The 19,398-nt window shown below is 74.4% G+C and carries 21 protein-coding genes; 13 read left to right on the top strand and 8 right to left on the bottom strand.

All coding sequences use genetic code 11. From position 1 onward, the window contains the following. Positions 1 to 130: 130 nt before the first annotated feature. The 3 genes from ACZ56B_RS00585 to ACZ56B_RS00575 form a co-directional block, all read right to left on the bottom strand. Positions 131 to 1,156 carry a DNA topoisomerase IB gene (locus ACZ56B_RS00585; RefSeq protein ID WP_468784767.1) on the bottom strand — a complete coding sequence of 342 codons (1,026 nt, stop codon included), beginning with the start codon at positions 1,154 to 1,156 and terminating at the stop codon, positions 131 to 133. 239 nt (positions 1,157 to 1,395) lie between these two features. Beyond that, entirely contained in the window at positions 1,396 to 1,593 is a 198-nt protein-coding gene (locus ACZ56B_RS00580; RefSeq protein WP_468784766.1) for a hypothetical protein, read from the bottom strand. Beyond that, positions 1,590 to 3,224 carry an IucA/IucC family protein gene (locus ACZ56B_RS00575; protein WP_468784765.1) on the bottom strand — a complete coding sequence of 545 codons (1,635 nt, stop codon included), beginning with the start codon at positions 3,222 to 3,224 and terminating at the stop codon, positions 1,590 to 1,592. The genes ACZ56B_RS00580 and ACZ56B_RS00575 overlap by 4 nt, the downstream gene beginning before the upstream one ends. A gap of 124 nt (positions 3,225 to 3,348) precedes the next feature. Between ACZ56B_RS00575 and ACZ56B_RS00570 the strand changes: the two genes are divergently transcribed. Genes ACZ56B_RS00570 through ACZ56B_RS00560 form a run of 3 tightly spaced genes read left to right on the top strand, consistent with a single transcriptional unit; the run spans position 3,349 to position 7,007 of the window. Continuing rightward, positions 3,349 to 4,872: an IucA/IucC family protein gene (locus ACZ56B_RS00570; protein WP_468784764.1), complete on the top strand. Its 1,524-nt coding sequence runs from the start codon at positions 3,349 to 3,351 to the stop codon at positions 4,870 to 4,872. Positions 4,873 to 4,917: 45 nt separating this feature from the next. After that, positions 4,918 to 6,189, top strand: a complete 1,272-nt coding sequence (locus ACZ56B_RS00565; RefSeq protein WP_468784763.1) for a VWA domain-containing protein — start codon at positions 4,918 to 4,920, stop codon at positions 6,187 to 6,189. Beyond that, a complete protein-coding gene (locus ACZ56B_RS00560; protein ID WP_468784762.1) occupies positions 6,189 to 7,007 on the top strand; it encodes a hypothetical protein in 819 nt (272 codons plus the stop codon). Before ACZ56B_RS00565 ends, ACZ56B_RS00560 begins: the two co-directional genes overlap by 1 nt. A 46-nt stretch (positions 7,008 to 7,053) precedes the next feature. Here ACZ56B_RS00560 and ACZ56B_RS00555 read toward each other — a convergent pair whose 3' ends face one another. Next, the gene (locus tag ACZ56B_RS00555) at positions 7,054 to 7,683 is read right to left on the bottom strand and encodes a winged helix-turn-helix transcriptional regulator (protein WP_468784761.1); all 630 of its coding nucleotides are present in this window, start codon (positions 7,681 to 7,683) and stop codon (positions 7,054 to 7,056) included. Positions 7,684 to 7,764: 81 nt separating this feature from the next. On the opposite strand from ACZ56B_RS00555, the gene ACZ56B_RS00550 reads away from it, so the two are divergent. Both ACZ56B_RS00550 and ACZ56B_RS00545 read left to right on the top strand, forming a co-directional pair. Beyond that, positions 7,765 to 8,973 (top strand): pyridoxal phosphate-dependent aminotransferase, encoded by a 1,209-nt coding sequence (locus ACZ56B_RS00550; RefSeq protein WP_468784760.1) that lies wholly within the window; start codon positions 7,765 to 7,767, stop codon positions 8,971 to 8,973. A gap of 69 nt (positions 8,974 to 9,042) precedes the next feature. Continuing rightward, positions 9,043 to 9,369, top strand: a complete 327-nt coding sequence (locus tag ACZ56B_RS00545) for a hypothetical protein (protein ID WP_468784759.1) — start codon at positions 9,043 to 9,045, stop codon at positions 9,367 to 9,369. 100 nt (positions 9,370 to 9,469) lie between these two features. Here the strand turns inward: ACZ56B_RS00545 and ACZ56B_RS00540 are convergent, their stop codons facing one another. Continuing rightward, positions 9,470 to 9,925 (bottom strand): ATP-binding protein, encoded by a 456-nt coding sequence (locus tag ACZ56B_RS00540; RefSeq protein WP_468784758.1) that lies wholly within the window; start codon positions 9,923 to 9,925, stop codon positions 9,470 to 9,472. A gap of 157 nt (positions 9,926 to 10,082) precedes the next feature. On the opposite strand from ACZ56B_RS00540, the gene ACZ56B_RS00535 reads away from it, so the two are divergent. The 6 genes from ACZ56B_RS00535 to ACZ56B_RS00510 all read left to right on the top strand — a co-directional run bounded on the left by ACZ56B_RS00535 (position 10,083) and on the right by ACZ56B_RS00510 (position 14,037). After that, positions 10,083 to 10,913, top strand: a complete 831-nt coding sequence (locus ACZ56B_RS00535; protein WP_468784757.1) for a helix-turn-helix domain-containing protein — start codon at positions 10,083 to 10,085, stop codon at positions 10,911 to 10,913. Next, positions 10,910 to 11,107, top strand: coding sequence for a DUF397 domain-containing protein (locus ACZ56B_RS00530; protein ID WP_468784756.1), 198 nt, complete (start codon positions 10,910 to 10,912; stop codon positions 11,105 to 11,107). Before ACZ56B_RS00535 ends, ACZ56B_RS00530 begins: the two co-directional genes overlap by 4 nt. Beyond that, complete coding sequence (locus ACZ56B_RS00525) at positions 11,104 to 11,730, top strand: hypothetical protein (protein WP_468784755.1); 627 nt, start codon at positions 11,104 to 11,106, stop codon at positions 11,728 to 11,730. Before ACZ56B_RS00530 ends, ACZ56B_RS00525 begins: the two co-directional genes overlap by 4 nt. A gap of 58 nt (positions 11,731 to 11,788) precedes the next feature. Further along, positions 11,789 to 12,211, top strand: coding sequence for an acyl-CoA thioesterase (locus ACZ56B_RS00520; RefSeq protein WP_468784754.1), 423 nt, complete (start codon positions 11,789 to 11,791; stop codon positions 12,209 to 12,211). A gap of 596 nt (positions 12,212 to 12,807) precedes the next feature. After that, entirely contained in the window at positions 12,808 to 13,005 is a 198-nt protein-coding gene (locus tag ACZ56B_RS00515) for a hypothetical protein (RefSeq protein WP_468784753.1), read from the top strand. Positions 13,006 to 13,527: 522 nt separating this feature from the next. Further along, positions 13,528 to 14,037, top strand: coding sequence for a DUF6624 domain-containing protein (locus ACZ56B_RS00510; RefSeq protein WP_468784752.1), 510 nt, complete (start codon positions 13,528 to 13,530; stop codon positions 14,035 to 14,037). 334 nt (positions 14,038 to 14,371) lie between these two features. Here ACZ56B_RS00510 and ACZ56B_RS00505 read toward each other — a convergent pair whose 3' ends face one another. Together ACZ56B_RS00505 and ACZ56B_RS00500 are read right to left on the bottom strand one after the other, a co-directional pair. Further along, positions 14,372 to 15,055 carry a DUF4232 domain-containing protein gene (locus ACZ56B_RS00505; RefSeq protein WP_468784751.1) on the bottom strand — a complete coding sequence of 228 codons (684 nt, stop codon included), beginning with the start codon at positions 15,053 to 15,055 and terminating at the stop codon, positions 14,372 to 14,374. Between the two features lie 195 nt (positions 15,056 to 15,250). Next, the gene (locus ACZ56B_RS00500; protein WP_468784750.1) at positions 15,251 to 15,844 is read right to left on the bottom strand and encodes a DUF4291 domain-containing protein; all 594 of its coding nucleotides are present in this window, start codon (positions 15,842 to 15,844) and stop codon (positions 15,251 to 15,253) included. Positions 15,845 to 16,157: 313 nt separating this feature from the next. Here ACZ56B_RS00500 and ACZ56B_RS00495 point away from each other — a divergent pair, with 313 nt between their 5' ends. Next, entirely contained in the window at positions 16,158 to 17,045 is an 888-nt protein-coding gene (locus ACZ56B_RS00495) for a lysozyme (RefSeq protein WP_468784749.1), read from the top strand. 111 nt (positions 17,046 to 17,156) lie between these two features. Further along, positions 17,157 to 17,819: a peptidoglycan recognition protein family protein gene (locus ACZ56B_RS00490; protein ID WP_468784748.1), complete on the top strand. Its 663-nt coding sequence runs from the start codon at positions 17,157 to 17,159 to the stop codon at positions 17,817 to 17,819. Positions 17,820 to 17,874: 55 nt separating this feature from the next. On the opposite strand, the gene ACZ56B_RS00485 is transcribed toward ACZ56B_RS00490, so the two are convergent. Then, positions 17,875 to 19,254: an 8-oxoguanine deaminase gene (locus tag ACZ56B_RS00485; RefSeq protein WP_468784747.1), complete on the bottom strand. Its 1,380-nt coding sequence runs from the start codon at positions 19,252 to 19,254 to the stop codon at positions 17,875 to 17,877. Between the last annotated feature and the right edge of the window lie 144 nt (positions 19,255 to 19,398).

The raw sequence follows: 19,398 nt of genomic DNA, 5'->3' as shown, positions 1-19,398 counted from the left end.
CGAGCACTACCCCCCCCCCCCCCCCCCTCCCCCCCCCCCCCCACCCCACCCCCCCCCCCCCCCCCCCCCCCCCCCCCCCCCCCCCCCCCCCCCCCCCCCCCCCCCCCCCCCCGGCCCGGAGGGGCGGGACCTAGCCGGACCGCCCGTTGCGGAGCATGCGCAGCACGGCCCGTTCCGCGGGCCCCTGGGTGGCGGGGACGCCGTGCGCGCCCTCGTCGCCGAGGTGGGGCAGCGCGGAGGCGACCGTCTCGCCCTCCTCGTACAGCTCGATCACCCGCGGGTTGATGTAGGAGGCGCGGCAGACCGCGGGGGTGTTGCCGAGGTATCCGGCCACCTCGCGCACCGCCCGCGCGACGGCCCGGCGCCGGGCGGTCTCGCTGCTCGCGACGGACCGCGAGACGGCCAGCGCCACGGCGGCCATGACGGTGGCGTGCCAGGTGCGGAAGTCCTTCGCGGTGACCTCCAGGCCGGCCAGCTCCTTGAGGTACGCGTTGACGTCCTCACCGCTCACCTCGTGCCAGGAGCGCCGCTCCCAGTAGGCGAGGAGCCGGTCGCCGTCGTCCCGGCGCCGCCTGAGGGCGGTGAGGGTGCGGCAGGCGGCGGGGTCCGCCACCGTCCGGACGATCTCCCTGCCGTGCTTGCCGGTGTAGGTGAACAGGACCGCACCGGCCCGGCAGCGGGAGTGCTCGCGCAGCAGCGTGGTGAGGCCGTAGCTGTTGTTCAGCTCGGTGTAGCGGTCGCTGCCGATGCGGAAGAAACCGAGGTCGAGCAGGCGCACGGCCGTGGCCAGCACCCGCTGCCGGGTCAGCCCCCGGTCGCGCAGGTGGCCTTCGACGGCCTCCCGCACCGCGGGCAGCGCCTCGGCGACGTCGAGCACGTGCTCGTGCTTGGCCTGTTCCTGCTGGGCGCGGAACCGCGGGTGGTAGAGGTACTGGCGGCGCCCGGCGGCGTCGGTGCCCACGGCCTGCAGGTGCCCGTTGGCACGGGTGCAGATCCACACGTCGCGCCAGGCCGGCGGGACGACGAGCTCCCGGATCCGGGCCAGTTCCGCGGGGTCGCGCAGCGGTTCCCCCCGGGGGTCGAGGTACCGGAAGCCGCGTCCGTGCCGCAGCCGCCGGTACCCGGGGTCCGTGGGACGGCTGTGGTAGAGACGCATCCGGGTCCCCCTGTTCCTGTCCTCGTCCTGGTCCTCGTCCGGTGGGCCCGGGGGCCGGCTCGTCGCCGCGCCGCCCGGCAGGTCATGAGGTTCCCCGTTCCCGCTCGTCCACTCGGGTCACGGGCGCACCGCGACCGTGGCCGCCACCCGGGCGCCGTCCACCGGCGCCCGGGGCGGCGGAGGGCGCTCCGGCCCCCTCCCCCTCCGGCGGTCGGGCCGCCGGGGGCCGGCCGCGCCCGCTACGGGAGGAGCGCCAGGGCCTCCCGCAGGTCGTGCTCGGCGATCCCGTGCAGGGCGGCCCGGTCGGGGAAGTCGCCGTCGAGCAGGCGCAACGGGACGGCCACCAGGGACAGGTGCGTCGCGAGCGCGTAGAGGTCCAGCCGCCGCGGGGCGGACGCCGGGGGCGGCGGCCCGGGGTCCTCCGGCCCGCCGGTCACCCGCCGGCCAGCGGATTGGGCAGGGGCCGGTAGCGGGCGTCGGCGCCGTCCGCGCCGGTCCAGCGCAGCAGCAGGTTGGTCTTGCCGGGAAGGGTGGGCGCGGTGTGCAGGGCGGCGGCCTCGGGGAGGTCGTGGCGGGCCAGCTCGCGGTGCACGGCGGGCCACGGGTCGAGGCCGGGGTGGTGCTCGGCCAGGGCGGCGGCGATCTCGGTGAGGTGGTTGACGACCAGGCAGTACACCAGCCGCTCCCAGCCGGCCTCCCGGGGGACCGCGGGCGGCGGACTCGCGCCCCCCGTCGCCCCGGCCGCCCCCGGCAGGAGCTTCACCCCCTCGGCGTCCCGGAACAGCGCCTGGACGGGGAGGCCGCCGGCGTCCACGGCGACCAGGGTGTTCTGCAGGTGCGCCTCCAGGACGACGCCGTGCCCGGCGAAGGCCGTCAGGACCGGCGGCACCACCCGGGCCAGGTACGCCTCCCACCAGCCGGCCGGGTCGGCGGTGGCGGCGAGCGGGTTGCCGTCGAAGCCCTCGACCAGCGCCGCCGCGAGGCAGGCGGTCGCGCCGGGCAGCAGGTGGACGCGCAGCCCGTCGCGCACCACGACGGCCAGTTGTTCGTGGGCGAAGTCCGCGGTGCGGTGGCCCCGGTCGCTCAGCCAGGCCGCCGGGCCGTCGAAGGCGGCGAAGGCGGCGCGCGCGGCCGTGTCGGTCGCGCGCAGTCTCAGCAGGTCGTGGCGCCACAGCCGCCGCACGTCGTTGGTGATGCGCACGTCCAGGCTGAACTTCAGGAACAGGTCGCGCTCGGGCGCGTACAGGGTGCGGACGGCGGCCGTGGGCCACACCGGGAACGCGGTCTCGCCCAGCCGCACCAGGCGGCCGTCGGCGAACGCGGGGGCGAGGTCCCGGGCGGCGAGCTCCAGCTGCCAGGGGTGGGCGGGCAGCAGGCGGTAGCCGGGCGGGGCCGTGCCCAGGCGGTCGAGGGCGCCGGTGTCGCCCTCGTCGACGACCGTGTCCTCGCGCAGCCCGAGCAGCGTCAGCGGGAAACGGGCGTGCGCCTCGGGCGCGTACGGCAGCCAGCCGGCCGCGGGACCGCCGCCGCGCGTCTTGGGCGCGGGGTGGTGGGTGTGGCCGGTGAGCAGGGCCTGTTCGGAGCGCAGGTAGGGGTCGTCGGGCGGGGTGGCCCGGGCCCGCGCGGCGAGCAGCGCGGCCACCGCGTCCCGGCTGTCGATCATCTCGGCGGGCAGTTCGCGGTTGGAGCGGCCGGTGTGCCGGCGCAGTTCCTCGGCGACGAGTTCGACCAGTTCGGTGTGGCCGAGCCGGTGCCAGGCGCCCGCCGTGTACACCTCGGGCGCGGCGGGACGCCGGGTGCCGCGCACCCGCAGCAGGCGGTCCGTCCCGGGCAGGCGGTACGTCCGGAACCCGCCGGGCCCCCGCGCCGGCCGCGCGCCCGGGCCCTCCGCCCCGTCGGCCCGGTCGGCCCCTTCCGCTCCGCCCGTCCCGTTCGTCCCGGCCGGGCCGGGCACCGGCCGGGCCACCTCGCGCAGCAGGCAGTTCAGCAGCGGCACGGCCGCGTAGGCGTCGGCGAGGCCGGCGAGACCGGCGCGGCTCGCCGTGTCGTCGTCTGCGGGCGGGGGCATGAGGTCCACGCGTTCCACTGGTTCCCTACGGTCCGTCCGGGCGGAGACGATCAGTATGTCCGTCACCCCCGTCCGCCGTCGTCCGCCCTTTCGGCCCACCGTGCGCGTACCCGAGGAGCCGCCCGTGCACCGTCCCCCCACCGCCGAGACCGAGGTCGCCGAGGAGCTGGCCGTCGTGCGGCCCGCTCTCGTGCCCCGGTACGCGGGCGCGCTGCCCGGCGCCCGCGCGGCCGTGCTGACCCGGCTGTGGCGCGGCCTCGCGCACGAGCCGCTGCCGTGGGTCGCCCGCCGCGAACCGGTCCGCGACGGGCTCGTCCTGCACCTGGCGGACGGGCGGCGGCTGCACGGCCCGCGGGCGGACCCGTACGCGACCGGCGCGTACGTCACCGCCGTACGGCTCGACGGGGCGGTGCACGACGACCCGGCGCGGCTGATGACCGGCCTCGCCGTACCGCGCTCGGCGGCCTTCGCGGCCGAACTCGATCACAGTGCCGCCTCGTTGGCGCTCTCGCGGGCCGGGCGGCCGGATCACCCGGAGGAGTGGCCGCGCCACGACTGGGAGTGGGAGCAGCGGGTGGTCGACGGGCATCCGTTCCACCCCGGCTGCCGCTCCCGGCCGGGCTTCTCGGTGGCCGACCAGCTCGCCTACGCACCGGAGCACCGGCCGCTCGTGGAGCTGGGGCTGCTGCCGGTCCCGGCCGGGGAGTGCCTGGTGACCGGGGTCTGGCCGGACCGGTTGCGGGACGGGGGGCGGGTGGTGGTCCCGGTGCACCCCTGGCAGGCGGCGCACGTGCTGAAGCGGAGGGGACCCGGGGGGCCCCGGGGCGGGGAGGGGCTCGCGGCGCACCCGCTGATGGCGCTGCGCACCCTCGCGGTGCCCGGCGGCCCGCACGTCAAGACCGCGCTGAGCGCCCGCCTGACGTCCTCGGTGCGGGACATCTCGCTCGGTTCCGTCGCCGCGTCGGCGGTGCTGTCGGACTTCGGGGCGGCGGTGGCGGCGCGGACGGGCGGGCTGCTGCACGTCACCCGGGCCCTGGGCGCGGTGGCCGCCGGGTCCCCCGACCTCGCCGCCGTCCTGCGCGAGCCGCCCGGGGCGTACGCGGCGGCCGGGGAGCGGGTGCTGCCGGTGGCGGCCCTGGCGACCACCGGGCTCCCCCGCTCGGACGTCTGGCTGGCCGGATTCGCCCGTCTCGCGCTGACGGCCGGGCTGCGGCTGCTGGAGCTGGGGGTGGCGCTGGAGGCGCACGGCCAGAACCTCCTGGTGGTGCTGTCGCCCGCCGGGGAGCCGCTGCGGCTGGTCTACCGCGACCTGGCCGACATCCGGGTGGGCCCGTCCCGGCTGGCGCGGCACGGAGTGCCCCTCCCCGAGCTGCCCGCGCGCCTGGTCACGGACGACGAACGCGTTCTGCGGCGCAAGCTGTTCGGCTCGCTGGTGGCGGGCGCGCTGGCGGGGACGGCGGGGTCGGGCCCGGCGCTGCGGGCGGCCCTGGAGCGGGCCGTCCGGGACCTGCCGCGCACCCCGGACCTGGCCGCGCTGCTCGACGGGCCCCTGCCCGCGAAGGCGCTGACGCTGATGCGGCTGTCGCCGGGGGCCACTGGGGACCAGTGGGCGGAACTGCCCAATCCGCTTCAAGTCGAGCACGGATGACGGACCGTTTTGGCGGGCGGCGCACCCGATCAATAGGATCCGCCGATGATCACAAGAAAACGGCCGGTGGCAGGCGTCTGCGTCCTGCTCGCCGCGCTGACGGCCGGGCTCGTCGCCTTCCCGGCCGGCGCGGCGGCCGACGAACCCGAGGGCCGGGACGCGCCCAAGGTCAACCTCCTCCTCGACGTGAGCGGTTCGATGCGGGCCCGGGACATCGACGGCCAGTCCCGGATGGCGGCGGCGAAGCAGGCGTTCAACGAGGTGCTGGACGCCACGCCCGAGGGGGTGGAGCTGGGCATCCGCACCCTCGGGGCGAACTACGCCGGCGACGACCGCAAGGAGGGCTGCAAGGACACCGCGCAGCTCTACCCGGTCGGCCCGCTGGACCGCACCGAGGCCAAGGCGGCGGTGGCCACCCTGACCCCGACGGGCTGGACCCCGATCGGCCCGGCCCTGCTGGAGGCGGCCGACGACCTCGACGGCGGCGACGGCTCCCAACGCATCGTGCTGATCAGCGACGGCGAGGACACCTGCGCCCCGCTCGACCCGTGCGAGGTGGCCCGGGAGATCGCCGCCCAGGGCATCGGCCTGACCGTCGACACCCTGGGCCTGGTGCCGAACGCCAAGCTGAGCCGGCAGCTCAGCTGCATCGCCGAGGCGACCGGCGGGACGTACGCCTCGGTCGAGCACCAGGACGAACTCACCGACCGGGTGAACGAGTTGGTGGACCGAGCGGCCGAACCGGTGGTGACGCCGGTCGCCGTCCAGGGCGCCGCCTCGTGCGCGAAGGCGCCGACGCTCGAGTCCGGCCTCTACACCGACCGCGAGGAGTTCGGGCAGCAGCGCTGGTACCGCGTGGACCTGCTGCCGGGCCAGGAGCTGCGCGCCTCGGTGAGCGTCGCGGCCGACCGGGCCATGAACCCCGGCCACGGCGTGCTGCTGCGGGCCGTCACGGTGCACGAGCGGGAGATCGTGCGCGGCGAGGCGGCCGGCAACGGCCGCACCGACGTCGTCTCCACCGGACTGCGCTACCCCAGGCCCGAACGGGACGACGACGCCGAGCCGGCGGCCGAGGCGGTGTGCCTGGTGGTGACCCACTCCTTCTCCGCGGGCTCCGGGGTCAAGACCACGCCCGGTCTGCCGCTGGAGCTGACCGTCGACGTCGTGGACGGCCCGGACGGGGCGGGTGACGTGGCCTCCTTCGGCCTGGGCCGGGGCTGGTGGCTGCTCGGCGTCCTGATCCTCACCGGCTTCGCCGCCGGTCTTCTCTGGGGCTGGCTGTCACGCTGGCGGGTCACCGTCTGGAGGACCAACTGATGCGCGCCGTACGTGTACTGGGTGCCGCACTCCTGGCGCTCGGGCTGACCGCGGCCCCCGCCGCGGCCGACCCGTCGTCCTCCCCCGGGGCCTCCGGGGAGGGCGGTGGACCCACCCGCGCGGGCACCTCCTTCCGCACCGCGACGGAGGTCGAGCAGGGACGGACCGCCACGGCGCGCGCCTCCACGGGCGACTACCTGTACTGGTCGTTCCCGGCGGACGCCGGGCAGCGCCCCACCGTCCGCGCGACGGTGCGACTGCCGGAGAGCCACGCCGCCGAGACCTGGCAGATCGACGTGTACGACGGTCTGCGCCGCCGCCAGGCCTGCCAGTACGGCGCGCAGACCCGCACGGCCGGGGCGGACGCGCCCTCCGTGGAGCTGGCGTGCGTGCTGCGCACGGTCCGCGCCTGGTCGGAGCCGTGGGCGAACGACCCGCTGCCGGGCACGTACTACGTCCGCCTCACGGCGCTGCGCCTGTCGGCGTCCGACCTGGGCCAGCCGGTGCACGCCGAACTGCGGGTCGAGTCGAAGGACATGGGCGGCGCGGCGGCGGTCGACGGCGCGCTGTCGGAGCCGTTGGTGCCGGGCATCGCGACCCGGACCGAGCCGGACGAGGGGAACGGCGGGGACGGCGGGAACGACCGCCCGGCCGTGCTGGCCGGCCTGGAGCCGGAGGACGGCTGGGCCTCCGGCTGGTGGTCCGACCGCTGGGTCTGGACCGCCGCGGGCGGCGCGCTGGCAGCCCTGGCGGGCGTCGCCGGCTACCGCCTGACGCGCGGGCCCGGGCGCCCGCCCGGGGCGCCCCCCACCGCGTGACGCACCCCCGGAAGGCCCGCCCCGTGCGGGCCTTCCGCCTCTCGGCTCACGCCTCCCGCAGGGCCTTGGCGAGCGCGCCCTCGCCCGCCACCTCGACCCGTCCCGCGCGGACCGCGCCGGCCAGGGTCAGTTCGCCGCGGCTGATCGCCGTACAGGTGGCGGTGTCCAGGCGGAGCCGGGCGTCGGGCTCCCCCGGGGCGGGGCCGTCGCCGTAGGAGGGCCCGGCCCCGGCGCCGGCGTGCAGGTGGAACAGCCCCTCCTCCAGGTGGACCTCGACGAGGCCGGAGTCCTCCTCCAGGGCCCGCAGCAGCGGCAGCGCGAACCAGTGGGCCCGTACCGCGTCCGTGGGCCGCCGCTCCCCCAGCCCGGCCTCGCCCCACGCGCCGAGGGCCTGGAGGACGGGCATCAACGCGGCGCCGCGCGGGGTGAGTTCGTAGACGTAGGCGGCACCGGGCGGGGGCAGCCGGCGGCGGGTGGCGAGGCCGTCGCGCTCCATGTCCCTCAGCCGTGAGGCCAGTACGTCGGTGCTGACGCCGGGCAGGTCCGCGTGCAGGTCGGTGTAGCGCCGCGGGCCGGCGAGGAGTTCCCGGACGATCAGCAGGGTCCAGCGGTCACCGACGGCGTCGAGCGCGCGGGCGACGGAACAGTACTGGTCGTAGCTTCGGCGAGGTGGCATGCGAGGCAGTCTAGACATGTCGTTGGACTTTCCAAGCGTCCACTTGGTAAAACCAAGCAACACCAGAAACCGGAGGGGCGCATGGAGTTCCGGCAGTCGAGCAAGCTCAGCGAGGTCTGTTACGAGATCCGCGGCCCGGTCATCGAGCACGCCAACGCGCTGGAGGAGGCGGGGCACAGCGTGCTGCGCCTGAACACCGGCAACCCGGCCCTGTTCGGCTTCGAGGCGCCGGAGGAGATCCTCCAGGACATGATCCGGATGCTCCCGCAGGCGCACGGCTACACCGACTCGCGCGGCGTCCTCTCCGCCCGCCGCGCGGTGGCCCAGCGCTACCAGACCCTGGGCCTGGAGGTCGACGTGGACGACGTCTTCCTCGGCAACGGCGTCTCCGAGCTGGTGTCGATGGCCGTGCAGGCCCTGCTGGAGGACGGCGACGAGATCCTCGTTCCGGCACCGGACTTCCCCCTGTGGACGGCGGTCACGACCCTCGCCGGCGGCACGGCGGTCCACTACCTGTGCGACGAGCGGGCCGACTGGTACCCGGACCTGGACGACATGGCCGCGAAGATCACGGACCGCACCAGGGCCGTGGTGATCATCAACCCCAACAACCCCACCGGCGCGGTCTACCCGAAGGAGGTCGTCGAGGGCATCCTCGACCTCGCCCGCCGGCACGGCCTGATGGTCCTCGCCGACGAGATCTACGACCAGATCCTCTACGACGACGCCGTGCACCACTCGGCCGCCGCCCTCGCCCCGGACCTGGTGGTCCTCACCTTCTGCGGCCTGTCCAAGACGTACCGCGTGGCGGGCTTCCGCTCCGGCTGGCTGGTGGTCACCGGCCCGAAGCAGCACGCGAAGGACTACCTGGAGGGCCTGACCATGCTGGCCTCCATGCGCCTGTGCGCCAACGCCCCCGCCCAGTACGCCATCCAGGCCGCGCTCGGCGGACGGCAGTCCATCCGCGAGCTGACCGCGCCCGGCGGGCGGCTGCGCGAACAGCGGGACGTGGCCTGGGAGCGGCTGAACGAGATCCCCGGCGTGAGCTGCGTGAAACCGAAGGGCGCGCTGTACGCGTTCCCGCGCCTGGACCCGAAGGTGCACAGGATCCACGACGACGAGAGGTTCGTCCTGGACCTGCTGCTGCGGGAGAAGATCCAGGTCGTCCAGGGCACCGGCTTCAACTGGCCCTCCCCCGACCACTTCCGCATCCTCACCCTCCCCCACGCCGACGACCTGGAGGCGGCGATCGGCCGGATCGGCCGCTTCCTGGGCGGCTACCGGCAGTAGGCGGTTCCCCCCCCCCCCCGGCCCCGCCGTCCGGAACCGGCCGGCAGCCCACCGGCGTCCCAAAAGATCATGACGGACAACAGCAAGGGCTGCGCGGCCCTCCTCTGGGCGGCGGTCGGCGGCATCACCGCCGTGCTCGCCTGGGCACCGAGGGCACGGGTCAGCGTCCACGGCGGCTTCGAGGGCATGCACCGCGACCTGAGCGTCCTCTACGTCGACCTCCCGCTCATCGCCGTCGGCGGCGCGCTCGTCCCGCTCGCCGTGTGGCTGCTCACCCTGCGCGCGCTGCGCCGCCCGTGGCTCGCGACCGTCCTCACCGCGACCACCCTGACCCTCGGCATCTGGGGGCTCCTGACCTGGTGGACGCCGTACGAGCAGCCGGAGTTCATGGGTTAGCGTCCTGCGGGCGCGGGACGGCAGCCGCCCGTGAGGGGGCGCCACCGGGCGACCGGCCGGACACCGACCCCGGATCGCCGACCTCCGGCCCGAGGCGCCCTCAGCCCAGGACGACCTCGCACCACACCGTCTTGGTGTACGGGTCGCCGCAGGTGGCGCCCCAGTGCGTCGCCAGTGCTTCCACGAGGAGCAGACCCCGGCCCGACTCCTGCTCCGGTGCCGCGGGGGTGAGCGTGCCGGGTGTCGGGGGTCGGCGGTCCGGGCGGGCGTCGGTGAGTTCGATACGGAGCGTGGCGTCCTCCGGGTGGAGGGTCAGGCGGAGCCGGAAGTCACGGCCCCGCACGCGGCCGTGCACCACCGCGTTCGCGGCGAGTTCACCCACCAGCAGGGCCGCCGTGCGGTTGGCCTCGCCGTCGTACGGCCAGCCCCAGGAAGCGAGTCGCTCGGCCGCCAGGTGACGGGCGAGGCGCGCGCCCCTGGCGGTGGCCGACAGGCGGATGCCGAAGTGGCGGACGGGGCCGGTGTGTTCCGTGGCGGCGGCGATGTCGACGTTCATGTCACTCAGCGTGGCCGATCAGAGCCGCTCCCAACAGTCACGAAATCAGTACACACCGTCACCGTGCGGGAGCTGTCCGGCCTTGTCCGGGCCGTGACGCGTGACGTCCCGTCCCGACGGCGGGTTGAGCACGGGAGGCACAGGGAGGTGCGGGGACATGAGCGTGGAGCCCTACGGCGCGGACGAGGAGTCGGCGGCCGTCCTGCGGACCGTCGGCAGGGTCATCAAGACGTGCCGGGAGCGGGAGGGCATGACCCAGGCCGGCCTCGGGACGGCCATCGGGTACAGCGAGGAGCAGGTGTCCTCCGTGGAGCGGGGGCGCAGGGCGCCGGTGGAGCAGTTCCTCGACGCGGCGGACCGGGTGCTGGAGGCGGGCGGTCTGATCGCGGGACTGAAGAAGGAGGTGGAGAAGGCCCGGTTCCCGAAGAAGGTACGGGACCTGGCCAAGCTGGAGGCGGAGGCCGTGGAGATCTGCGCCTACGACAACTCCGTCGTCAACGGGTTGCTGCAGACCGAGGAATACCTGCGGGCGGTGTTCGGGTCGCGGCGACCGGCCTTCTCCGAGGACGAGGTGGACGAGCTGGTCGCCGCACGGTTGTCCCGCCAGGAGATCATCGGGAGCACGCAGCCGAGCACGGCTTTCAGCTTCGTGCACGATGAGGCTGCGCTGCGGCGGCCGGTTGGGGGCAAGATGGTCTTGCGTCGACAACTCGAACGACTGTTGGAGGTCGGGCAGATGCGCAACGTCGAGATCCAAGTGTTGCCGCTGGCCTCCGAGGACAACGCCGGTCTCGACGGCCCCTTTCACCTGTTGCGGTTGAAGGAGGGCACCACAGTGGGACACAGCGACATCCAGCTCGTCAGCCGATTGATCTCGGACCGCAGGGAGGTCCAGATCCTGGAACTGCGCTATGGGATCATCCGGGCCCAGGCCCTCACTCCGCGGGAGTCGCTGGCCTACGTCGACAAACTACTGGGAGAGACATGAGCCTGACACCCTTGGCCGAGCTGGAGTGGTTCAAAAGCAGCCACAGCAACCCCGACGGTGCCGCCTGCGTCGAGGTCGCCACCACGGCGGACACCGTCCACGTACGGGACTCCAAGCACATACCCGGCCCCCACCTCACCTTCTCCCCCCACCGGTGGGCCGCCTTCCTGCCCTACGCCTCCGGACGCCGATGACCCGACCGCCCACCGCCGCGCAGCGGCGCCTCATCGAGGCCGCCGATCCCGCCACCGGACGGCTGAAGGGCACACCGGCGCAGCTCGCGGCGCTGGTGGAGCGCGGGCTGGCCTTCCGGCACCCGAGGCCGCCGCACGATCACTTCCTGACGCCCGCGGGCCATCGGGTACGGGAGGCCGAGCCCGGACCGGCCGAGCCGGAGGCGCCCGCCTCCACCGGGGTGTTCGCCGCGCGGGTGGGCGGCGAGGAACCGTTGCCCGGGGCCGGGGCGGCCCGGCTCCGGGAGGTGCGCGGTGCCTGGGAGGGCATGCTGGAGCTGCGCCGGATGACCAACCCCGACGGTGCCACCGACCGGCCCTGCGGCTGGGAACGCTCGCACCTGGTGCAGGCCGCCGCGCTCGCCCTGGAGGCCGCCGGGCACGCCCCGGCGGTGGGGGACACCGGGGGCGGCTACCGGGTGCGGGCGACCCCGCAGCCGGAGGCGGTCGCCGTGTACGAGCCGGACGGCGAGGCGCTGCGGGCCTGCGCGGCCACCCTGGAGCGGGCCGGCTGGCAGGCCGGGGAGTACACGGAGCCGAGGACGCGGGCGCGCTACCTGCTGGCCTCCCCGCGCCGGGTGTGACGGGCGTGCCAGGATCGGTGGGCAGGGCGACGAACCGAGCAGATGCGAGGGATGTGCGATGAGCGAGCCGTTCTCCGTCCGGGTGACCGTGCGCGGGTACGAGACCGACGTACAGGGCCACCTCAACCAGGCCGTGTACCTCAACTACGCCGAGCACGCGCGCTGGTCGCTGCTCCAGGAGGCGGGCATCACCCAGACCGGGCTCGTCGGGCGGGGGGTGGGGCCGGTCGCGCTGGAGACCACCATCCGCTACCGGCGGGAACTCCTCGCCGGCGACGAGGTCGACGTGAGCTGCGTCTTCGGCTGGAGCGGCGGCAAGACGTTCACCATCGAGCAGGAGATCACCAAGGCGGACGGCACGGTCGCCGCGGAACTGACCGCGGTCGGCGGCCTGCTGGACCTCGAGCAGCGCAAGCTGGTCGCGCACCCGCAGGACGTCTTCCGCGAACTGGCGAAGGACCCGGGCCTGTTCGGACTGTAGGCGGGGAGCCCGGCAACCCCGGCCCGGACGCGCGGAGTCGGTTCGCACGGTCGGCCTCCGGGGACTCCAGTCCTGAAGGGAACGGCTGCCTCCCCGGCCTGTTCGGGGGGCGAACCGGGAACGGTTCGGGTCCCCGTCCGGACGGCGGTGCGCGGGTCTGGACGAGAGGGAAACCGAGACGGACCACGGCCGGTGGGCCCACGCGCGCCTCCTGCGAACCGACTCGGCAAGTAGGGTGAGCGGCGGGTTCCCGAGGCGGTTGTCACGAACTGGGGGATGGCGTGGGAGGAAGTCGCGGAGGAAGGCACCTCCGGTGGCCGGTGCTGGGCGGTGCCGCCGGGACCGCTTTCCTTGCGGTGGTGGCGGTCGTCGCCGCTGGCGTCGAAGCGTCCCTGCCGTGGTGGGTGGTGGGGGTTTCGGCCTTGCTGACGGCTGGGCCCGCCGGCTGGGCCGGGGCGCGGATCGGCCGTCGTCGTGGCGTTCGGAGCGAGGCCCTGGAACCGGGTGAGAAGGTACTCGGCACTTACACCGTCCGGCCTCCGTTCAGGGAGCACACCCCACCCGCCGTCCATGAAGGACCGCAATATCAGCTCCTGGTGACCAGCCACGGCTTGCAGCTGTGGGAGCGATCCGCACTGCTGTGGCGGTATCCATGGGCAGAACTGCGCGTGCTCACCGACGGCCCCCGCCTGCGTGTCCACCACGAGGGACGCGAGGTGGGGACGATGCTGCTGGAGCCGGCAGGGGCCGTACAGGAGATACGCCTGGCCGCCACGCGGCACGCGGCTGCTTAGCGGATGGGGCACAGCGACCCACGGGTCGCGCCGACCCACCGGCGCGTGACGAGCGACCGGGGGTCGGGCCATCGCGGACGGGGCCGGGGTCATGGTCCGGAGCGGCGGGGAGTGGCCTCGAACTTCCTCGGGGAGGGCGCCGAGCGGACCCGGGGGCACGCGCGGGGCACGACCCCGGACACGACGAAGGGCCAGCCTGGGAGGAAACCCCTCCCGAGCCGGCCCTTTCTCTCTGTGCCCCCGGCAGGACCCGAGCCTGCGACACCCGCTTCAGGCGAGGGGAGGAGGGCCCGTGCGACATCACGGGTGAGTCCTCCGAGCGGCCCGGCACCGCGTGCGTGCGGTTCCTCCGGCAGGGCACCGTGACCGTCGCAGCGGTCCGGCTCCGGTTCCGGGGGATGGATCCATTATCCCCGCGCGGGAAGACGCCTGTCACCGTTCTCCGGAATGATCTTTACGTCGGATGTGTCCCTCTAGGCTTGCGGACGAACACGAAGCACCGATCAGGACTGGGAGTTGGGAGTGGCACACGACGTTGCCGCGTTGGCGGTGGAACTCACGGAGATGGCTGCGGCCGATCACGAGTCCGCGGTCCGCACGGCGAACAGCGATGACCCCGCCGAGCAGCTGGCGTGGCGGCGGCTGACCGCTCGGCACGGTGACCGGCTCGGCGAGATCATGGACGAGTACGGCTGGCCGACGGCGGAACTGGTCGGCGAGGAGGCCGCACGCGCGGCATGGCTGATCGCTCAGCACGCCGACCGGCAACTCGACGTGCAGCGTCGTGCCCTCCAGTTGATGCAGCAGGCCGTGGCGGCAGGCTCGGCCGGCCCGCGCGAGCTGGCCTTCCTGCGCGACCGCACGCTGGTCAACGAGGGCCGTAAGCAGATCTACGGCACGCAGATCGCCGGCGTGAAGGACGGAGCGCCGGTTCCGTGGCCCTGCGAGGAGCCCGAGCGCGTGGACGAACTCCGTGCGGAGGTCGGCATCGAGCCCTTCGACGAGTACGTCGCCAAGTTCTCCACGACCTGACGCCCCGTGCCGGCCGCGTCCCGCGGATCACCACCCGTGGCTCACTGGTGTCGGCGGCCCGACCGGTCCGGCTTGCGGGGAGGCTCGACGGGCCACCGGCCATGACCGGTTCGTCGACGACCGGTCGGGGCGTTCGCGCTGTCGCTCCCGGCCGGTGCCGCCGACCGGTGCGACAGCCGGACGAAGCCACTGGTGTGCCTCCGTCCGGCGTCGTCGACGTCGGCCGTGGGGGTCGGGGACCTCCTGATCCGTGGCTCTGCGGAGGTCGGCCGCTGGAGGTCACGCAGGCCGCCGTACGGGCCGTGCGGTGCGGTGCCGGGCGCCGCGGGTCCGTTCAGCTGAAGGGAACGGCGTCCGCCGGGGCGGTGTGCCAGTTGGTGACGATCGGGTCTTCGACGATGATGGTGCCGACCGGCAGGGAGACCGGGTTGGGGTCGTCGTCACCGATGCCGACGATGATGGAGTCCAGTTCCTTGCCGCCGTCCCCGTTGGTGGTCTTCGGGTTCACCCCGGCGTAGGCGGTGGTGCTCCCGCCCAGCTTGATCTGCTGGCCGACGGCCTGCTCCGCGGGGCCCGCCTGGGTGCCGTCGGACCCGAACGCCACGGTCGGGAGCGCGGCGGGCAGGTAGCAGGTGATCCCCGGCTTCGCCTTGGCGATGATCAGGATGTAGCCGCCGGCCTGGGTCTCGGACCTGGTGCTCCAGGAGATGTCGTTGGCGCCGCAGCTCTGCTCGACCGGCTCCCGCTTGCCGTTGCCGGTGTCGACGCCGGAGCCGGTTGTGTCCTCGGTTCCCTCGCCCATGGCGTCGGGGCTCCCGTCGGCGCTCCGGCCGCTGCCCGCGGCCGTCGAGCCGGACGGGGTGGCCGCGTCGCCGGCGGGAGTGGCGGGCGCGGACGAAGAGCTCTGCGCGGCGCCGGTGTCCGTGGCCGCGTCTTCGTCCTGGCATGCGGTCATCAGCAGGGCGCCGCCCACGACGGCTGCGGAGACGAGCAGGGCCTTGCGACGGTTGCCGAACATGAAATCCCCCTTGGTGGAAAACGATTGAAGCCGGAGCCGTTCTGGCTCCCGGTGGTCACTCGATCACTATGAGGGGGTGCGAGCCGGAGGGGTTCCTGTGCCTCCGTTCCAGGACAGCGCTGTCACAGACCAGTGACATGATCACAAAGAGCCGTGGGGGGCCCGTGTCGGCTCGACGGGCGGTGACCCGCGGTTTCACCGGCGCAGGTGGGCCAGGATCCCGTCGTTCACGGGGTAGGGGCGCTCACGGGGCAGGAGCCGCCGGGCGTCGTCCAGGTCCCCGCTCCGTACACGGGCATGGACGGTGTGGGCGAGCGGCGTGACGTCGGTGAGGGAGACGATCCACTCGTCGGCGTAACGACGTGCGGCTTCGCCGGCGAGGCCGAGCTGGAGCGAGCGGTGGGGAAGCGGCTGAAGGTGCAGATCGCGTTCGGGGTCCCACTGCACCCGGGCAGGAGCCCGCCCCAGCCGGCGCTTCCACGTGGCGCGGTCGGCGTGGAGCCCTTGTTCGTAGTGGGACAGGCAGGAATGTTCCAGTGCCCACTCGAAGCCTTCCCGGGTGATCTCGACGGCCAGAACGGTCTCCTGGCCCTCCTTGGTGCCCCAACCGCAGCGGTACATCATCCACAGGAAGGACGGCTTGATCCACGTCATCCGGTCGCGCCGCCACGCCGCCGGGAAACGGCCGTCCCGGGCGGCCGGCAGACCGATCTCCGGCGCGTACGCCTGGTAGACGGTGACCGTGGAGTCCGTGTGCACTGCTCGAATCCGGTGTCTGGGTTCTGTCACGGGGACCAGGGTGGACACACCGCTTCGCGCACGCCAACGGATTAACGCGGCGGGGGCCGCCGAGTCCGCGGTGGCGGAGGAAAGCACGCCCCCCCTTTCAGCCGATGAAAGTTTCCGCCATTCGAGGGCAAGTTCGCTGGCCGTCGGCCCGGTGAGTGGACCAGACCACCAGAGGGGGACGGAGACTCTTTACGCACGCGGAATCCGCATGCCTCAATGATGACGCGTGCACGCCAAACCGCGCGGGGTCTACCCGCGTCGATCCGGCCGGGATCGTCCCCTTCCCCGTCCCCCACCTCTGACCGGAGGCAGCATGTCCCCCTTCCGCCGCCGCACGGCCGGCTTCCCCAGACGCGCCGTCACCGCCCTCGGCGTCCTCGGCGCGGCCCTCGCCCTGACGGCGACCACCGCGGGCGGCGCGACCGCCGCGCCCCGTCCCACCGCCGACAACCCCGTCGTGATCAAGCCGGGCCAGGCCTACATGGGCGTGGGCACCCGGATCCACGAGGGCGTCCCGGCCGGGAAGCCGCCGGTGGGCACCCTGGCCCCGACCGACGGCGTCCAGGGCATCGACGTCTCGCACTGGCAGGGCGCCATCAACTGGACCTCGGTGCGGGGCGCCGGCATCCAGTTCGCCTGGATGAAGGCCACCGAGGGCACCGGCTACAAGGACCCGCGCTTCAACACCAACTACCCGGCCGCGTACCACGCGGGCGTGATCCGGGGCGCGTACCACTTCGCCCTCCCCAACGCCTCCAACGGCGCGACCCAGGCCACCTACTTCGTCAACAACGGCGGCGGCTGGTCGCGCGACAACCTGACCCTGCCGGGCGTCCTGGACATCGAGCACAACCCCTACGGGGCGATGTGCTACGGCCTGTCCACCACGCAGATGCGCACCTGGATCAACGACTTCCACACCACCTACAAGGCGCGCACCGGCCGCGACGTGGTGATCTACACGACGGCGAGCTGGTGGAACACCTGCACCGGCAACTGGACCGGCATGTCCGCCAGGAGCCCGCTGTGGGTCGCCCACTGGACCTCCGCCTCCTCCCCCGCCGTCCCCAGCGGCTTCCCCACCTGGACGGTGTGGCAGTACACCAGCACCGGCTCGGTCAGCGGCGTCTCCGGCAACGTGGACCGCGACCGGTTCAACGGCTCCCGCGACCGGCTGCTGGCCCTCGCCAACAACACGTGACGGCGGCGCGGACGCCCCGCCGCCGCGCCCCAGCGAACGATCACACGGGGGAGCCGACACCGTCCCCGCCGTCGGCTCCCCGCTCCCCCACCCTCCTCACAAGGAGTGATCGTGAACGCCGAGAACCGACTGCGCCGCCGTCTGCTGCTGCTCACCGGCACGGCGGCCGGCCTGGCCGCCGCCACCGCCCTGCCGGGCACCGCCCGCGCCCAGGGGACCGCCGCCGTCGAGCCGGACATCGACGGCACCGGAACCTGGGGCGCCCGCCCTCCCCGGGGAAGCATCAGCCGGCTGCCGTACCGGCCGAGCCGGATCGTCGTCCACCACACGGCGAGCGCCAACACGCCCGACTTCTCCCGGGCCCGGGCGCACGCCCACGCCCACTGGGTCCAGGACCTGCACATGGACGACAACGGGTGGGTCGACACCGGCTACCACTTCCTGGTCAGCCGGGGCGGCTGGACGACCGAGGGCCGGCACGGCAGCCTGCAGGCCCTCACCGACGGAACCGGCTTCGTGCTCGGCGCCCACACCTCGGGCCAGAACGAGCAGGCCGTCGGGCTCGCGTGCGAGGGCGCGTACCACGCGGGCGCGACACCGCCGCAGGCCCAGTGGGACGTCCTGGTGACCCTGTGCGCGTACGTGTGCGCGCGGTACGGCATCCCGCCGGAGCGGCTCCACGGCCACAAGGACTACGGCGACACCCTCTGCCCGGGCGTCTACCACGACCTGCTGCCCCGGCTGCGCGACGAGGTGGCGGCCCGGGTGGAGTGAGTGGTGAGGGCCGCCGCCGGCCGGGAGCCGCCTGCCGGCCGGCGTCCCTCGGGGTTCAGTCCCGTGCGGCGGTCCGGGCCAGCCGCCGGGCCTCCGCCCGGGTGGTGCGGGCGATCGCGTCCTCGTCGGCCGTGAGCAGCCGGCCGTTCTCCACGATCTGCCGGCCGTTCACGAAGGAGGCGGTGACCGGGGCCGCCGCGCCGAGGACCAGCGCGGCCACCGGGTCGGCGATGGAGGCGTGGGCGAGGGTGTCCATCCGCCACAGCACCAGGTCGGCGAGCTTGCCGGGTTCCAGGGAGCCGATCTCGTCCGTACGGCCCAGCACCCGGGCTCCGCCGTACGTGCCGAGCCGCAGCGCCTGCCGGGTGCCCAGGGCGGCCTCGCGGTGCGCGCCGAGGCGGTTGACCAGCAGGGCGTTGCGCAGTTCGGTGTGCAGTTCGCCGGCCTCGTTGGAGGCGGTGCCGTCCACGCCGAGGCCGACCGGGACGCCGGCCGCGAGCAGGTCGGGGACGCGGGCGAGGCCGGCCGCGAGGCGGGCGTTGGAGGAGGGGCAGTGGGCGACGCCGGTCCCCGTCCGGGCGAAGGCGGCGATGTCGGAGTCGTCCATGTGGACGCAGTGCGCCATCCACACGTCCCCGCCGAGCCAGCCGGTGGACTCGAAGTAGTCGGTCGGGCCCATGCCGAACCGCTCGTGGCAGAACTTCTCCTCCTCCGCGGTCTCCGAACCGTGGGTGTGCAGGCGTACGCCCAGGCGCCGGGCCAACGCGGCTCCTTCACGCATCAGTTCGGTGGAGACGGAGAAGGGGGAGCAGGGGGCGACGGCGACCCGGGTCATCGCGCCGAAGGAGGCGTCGTGGTGCTCCCGCACCGTCTCCTCGGTCGCGGCCAGGGCGTCGTCGAGGCTCTCGACGGCGAAGTCCGGGGGCAGTCCGCCGTCCTTCTCGCCGAGGTCCATGGAGCCGCGGGCGAGGGTGAAGCGGACCCCCAGGTCGCGGGCGGCGCGGACGAGGGCGCCGGACAGGTCGCCGGTGCCCCGCGGGAAGACGTAGTGGTGGTCCACGGCGGTCGTGACGCCGCCGCGGGCCATCATCGCGAGCGAGCCCAGGGCCGCCGCGTGCACCATCTCCTCGTCGATGCGCGCCCAGGTCGGGTAGAGCGCGACGAGCCAGTCGAAGAGGTTGCGGTCGGTGGCCAGGCCCCGGGTGAGCCACTGGTGGAAGTGGTGGTGGGTGTTGACCAGGCCGGGGGTCGCGAGGTGCCCGGAGGCGTCGATGCGGCGGACGACGTCCCGCAGGCCCTCGGGGGCCGGGCCCGCGCCGAGCGACTCGATGCGGTCGCCCGCGAGGACGAGGTGGCCGCGGGCGTGCTCGGTGTCGTGCGCGTCGACGGTCGCGATCGCGCAGTTCTCGATGACGATGCGCTGGGCTGCTGCCACGGTGCGTCCCTCTCGCTCTCTGTCGCTCTCTTGCTCACTGGTTCCTTGCGGGGGCGGGGCACGGCAGGGCCCCGGAGTCCCGGGTGCCCCGGCCGCGGGCGCCGAGGGGGACGGGTGCCCCGGACGGCCGGGGGCACCGGGCGG

This window comes from Streptomyces sp. NPDC034670, assembly GCF_055574875.1.
Note: the sequence above shows the minus strand (reverse complement) of the source record. Positions and strands in the feature narration are given on the sequence as shown.

Excerpts from the sequence above, each read along its gene's own strand:
- ACZ56B_RS00535 (WP_468784757.1), top strand. The coding sequence starts at position 10,083 with ATGAGCGTGGAGCCCTACGGCGCGGACGAGGAGTCGGCGGCCGTCCTG.
- ACZ56B_RS00560 (WP_468784762.1), top strand. The coding sequence starts at position 6,189 with ATGCGCGCCGTACGTGTACTGGGTGCCGCACTCCTGGCGCTCGGGCTG.
- ACZ56B_RS00565 (WP_468784763.1), top strand. The coding sequence starts at position 4,918 with ATGATCACAAGAAAACGGCCGGTGGCAGGCGTCTGCGTCCTGCTCGCC.
- ACZ56B_RS00520 (WP_468784754.1), top strand. The coding sequence starts at position 11,789 with ATGAGCGAGCCGTTCTCCGTCCGGGTGACCGTGCGCGGGTACGAGACC.
- ACZ56B_RS00525 (WP_468784755.1), top strand. The coding sequence starts at position 11,104 with ATGACCCGACCGCCCACCGCCGCGCAGCGGCGCCTCATCGAGGCCGCC.
- ACZ56B_RS00550 (WP_468784760.1), top strand. The coding sequence starts at position 7,765 with ATGGAGTTCCGGCAGTCGAGCAAGCTCAGCGAGGTCTGTTACGAGATC.
- ACZ56B_RS00495 (WP_468784749.1), top strand. The coding sequence starts at position 16,158 with ATGTCCCCCTTCCGCCGCCGCACGGCCGGCTTCCCCAGACGCGCCGTC.
- ACZ56B_RS00540 (WP_468784758.1), bottom strand. The coding sequence starts at position 9,925 with ATGAACGTCGACATCGCCGCCGCCACGGAACACACCGGCCCCGTCCGC.
- ACZ56B_RS00505 (WP_468784751.1), bottom strand. The coding sequence starts at position 15,055 with ATGTTCGGCAACCGTCGCAAGGCCCTGCTCGTCTCCGCAGCCGTCGTG.
- ACZ56B_RS00555 (WP_468784761.1), bottom strand. The coding sequence starts at position 7,683 with ATGCCACCTCGCCGAAGCTACGACCAGTACTGTTCCGTCGCCCGCGCG.
- ACZ56B_RS00530 (WP_468784756.1), top strand. The coding sequence starts at position 10,910 with ATGAGCCTGACACCCTTGGCCGAGCTGGAGTGGTTCAAAAGCAGCCAC.
- ACZ56B_RS00585 (WP_468784767.1), bottom strand. The coding sequence starts at position 1,156 with ATGCGTCTCTACCACAGCCGTCCCACGGACCCCGGGTACCGGCGGCTG.
- ACZ56B_RS00545 (WP_468784759.1), top strand. The coding sequence starts at position 9,043 with ATGACGGACAACAGCAAGGGCTGCGCGGCCCTCCTCTGGGCGGCGGTC.
- ACZ56B_RS00575 (WP_468784765.1), bottom strand. The coding sequence starts at position 3,224 with ATGCCCCCGCCCGCAGACGACGACACGGCGAGCCGCGCCGGTCTCGCC.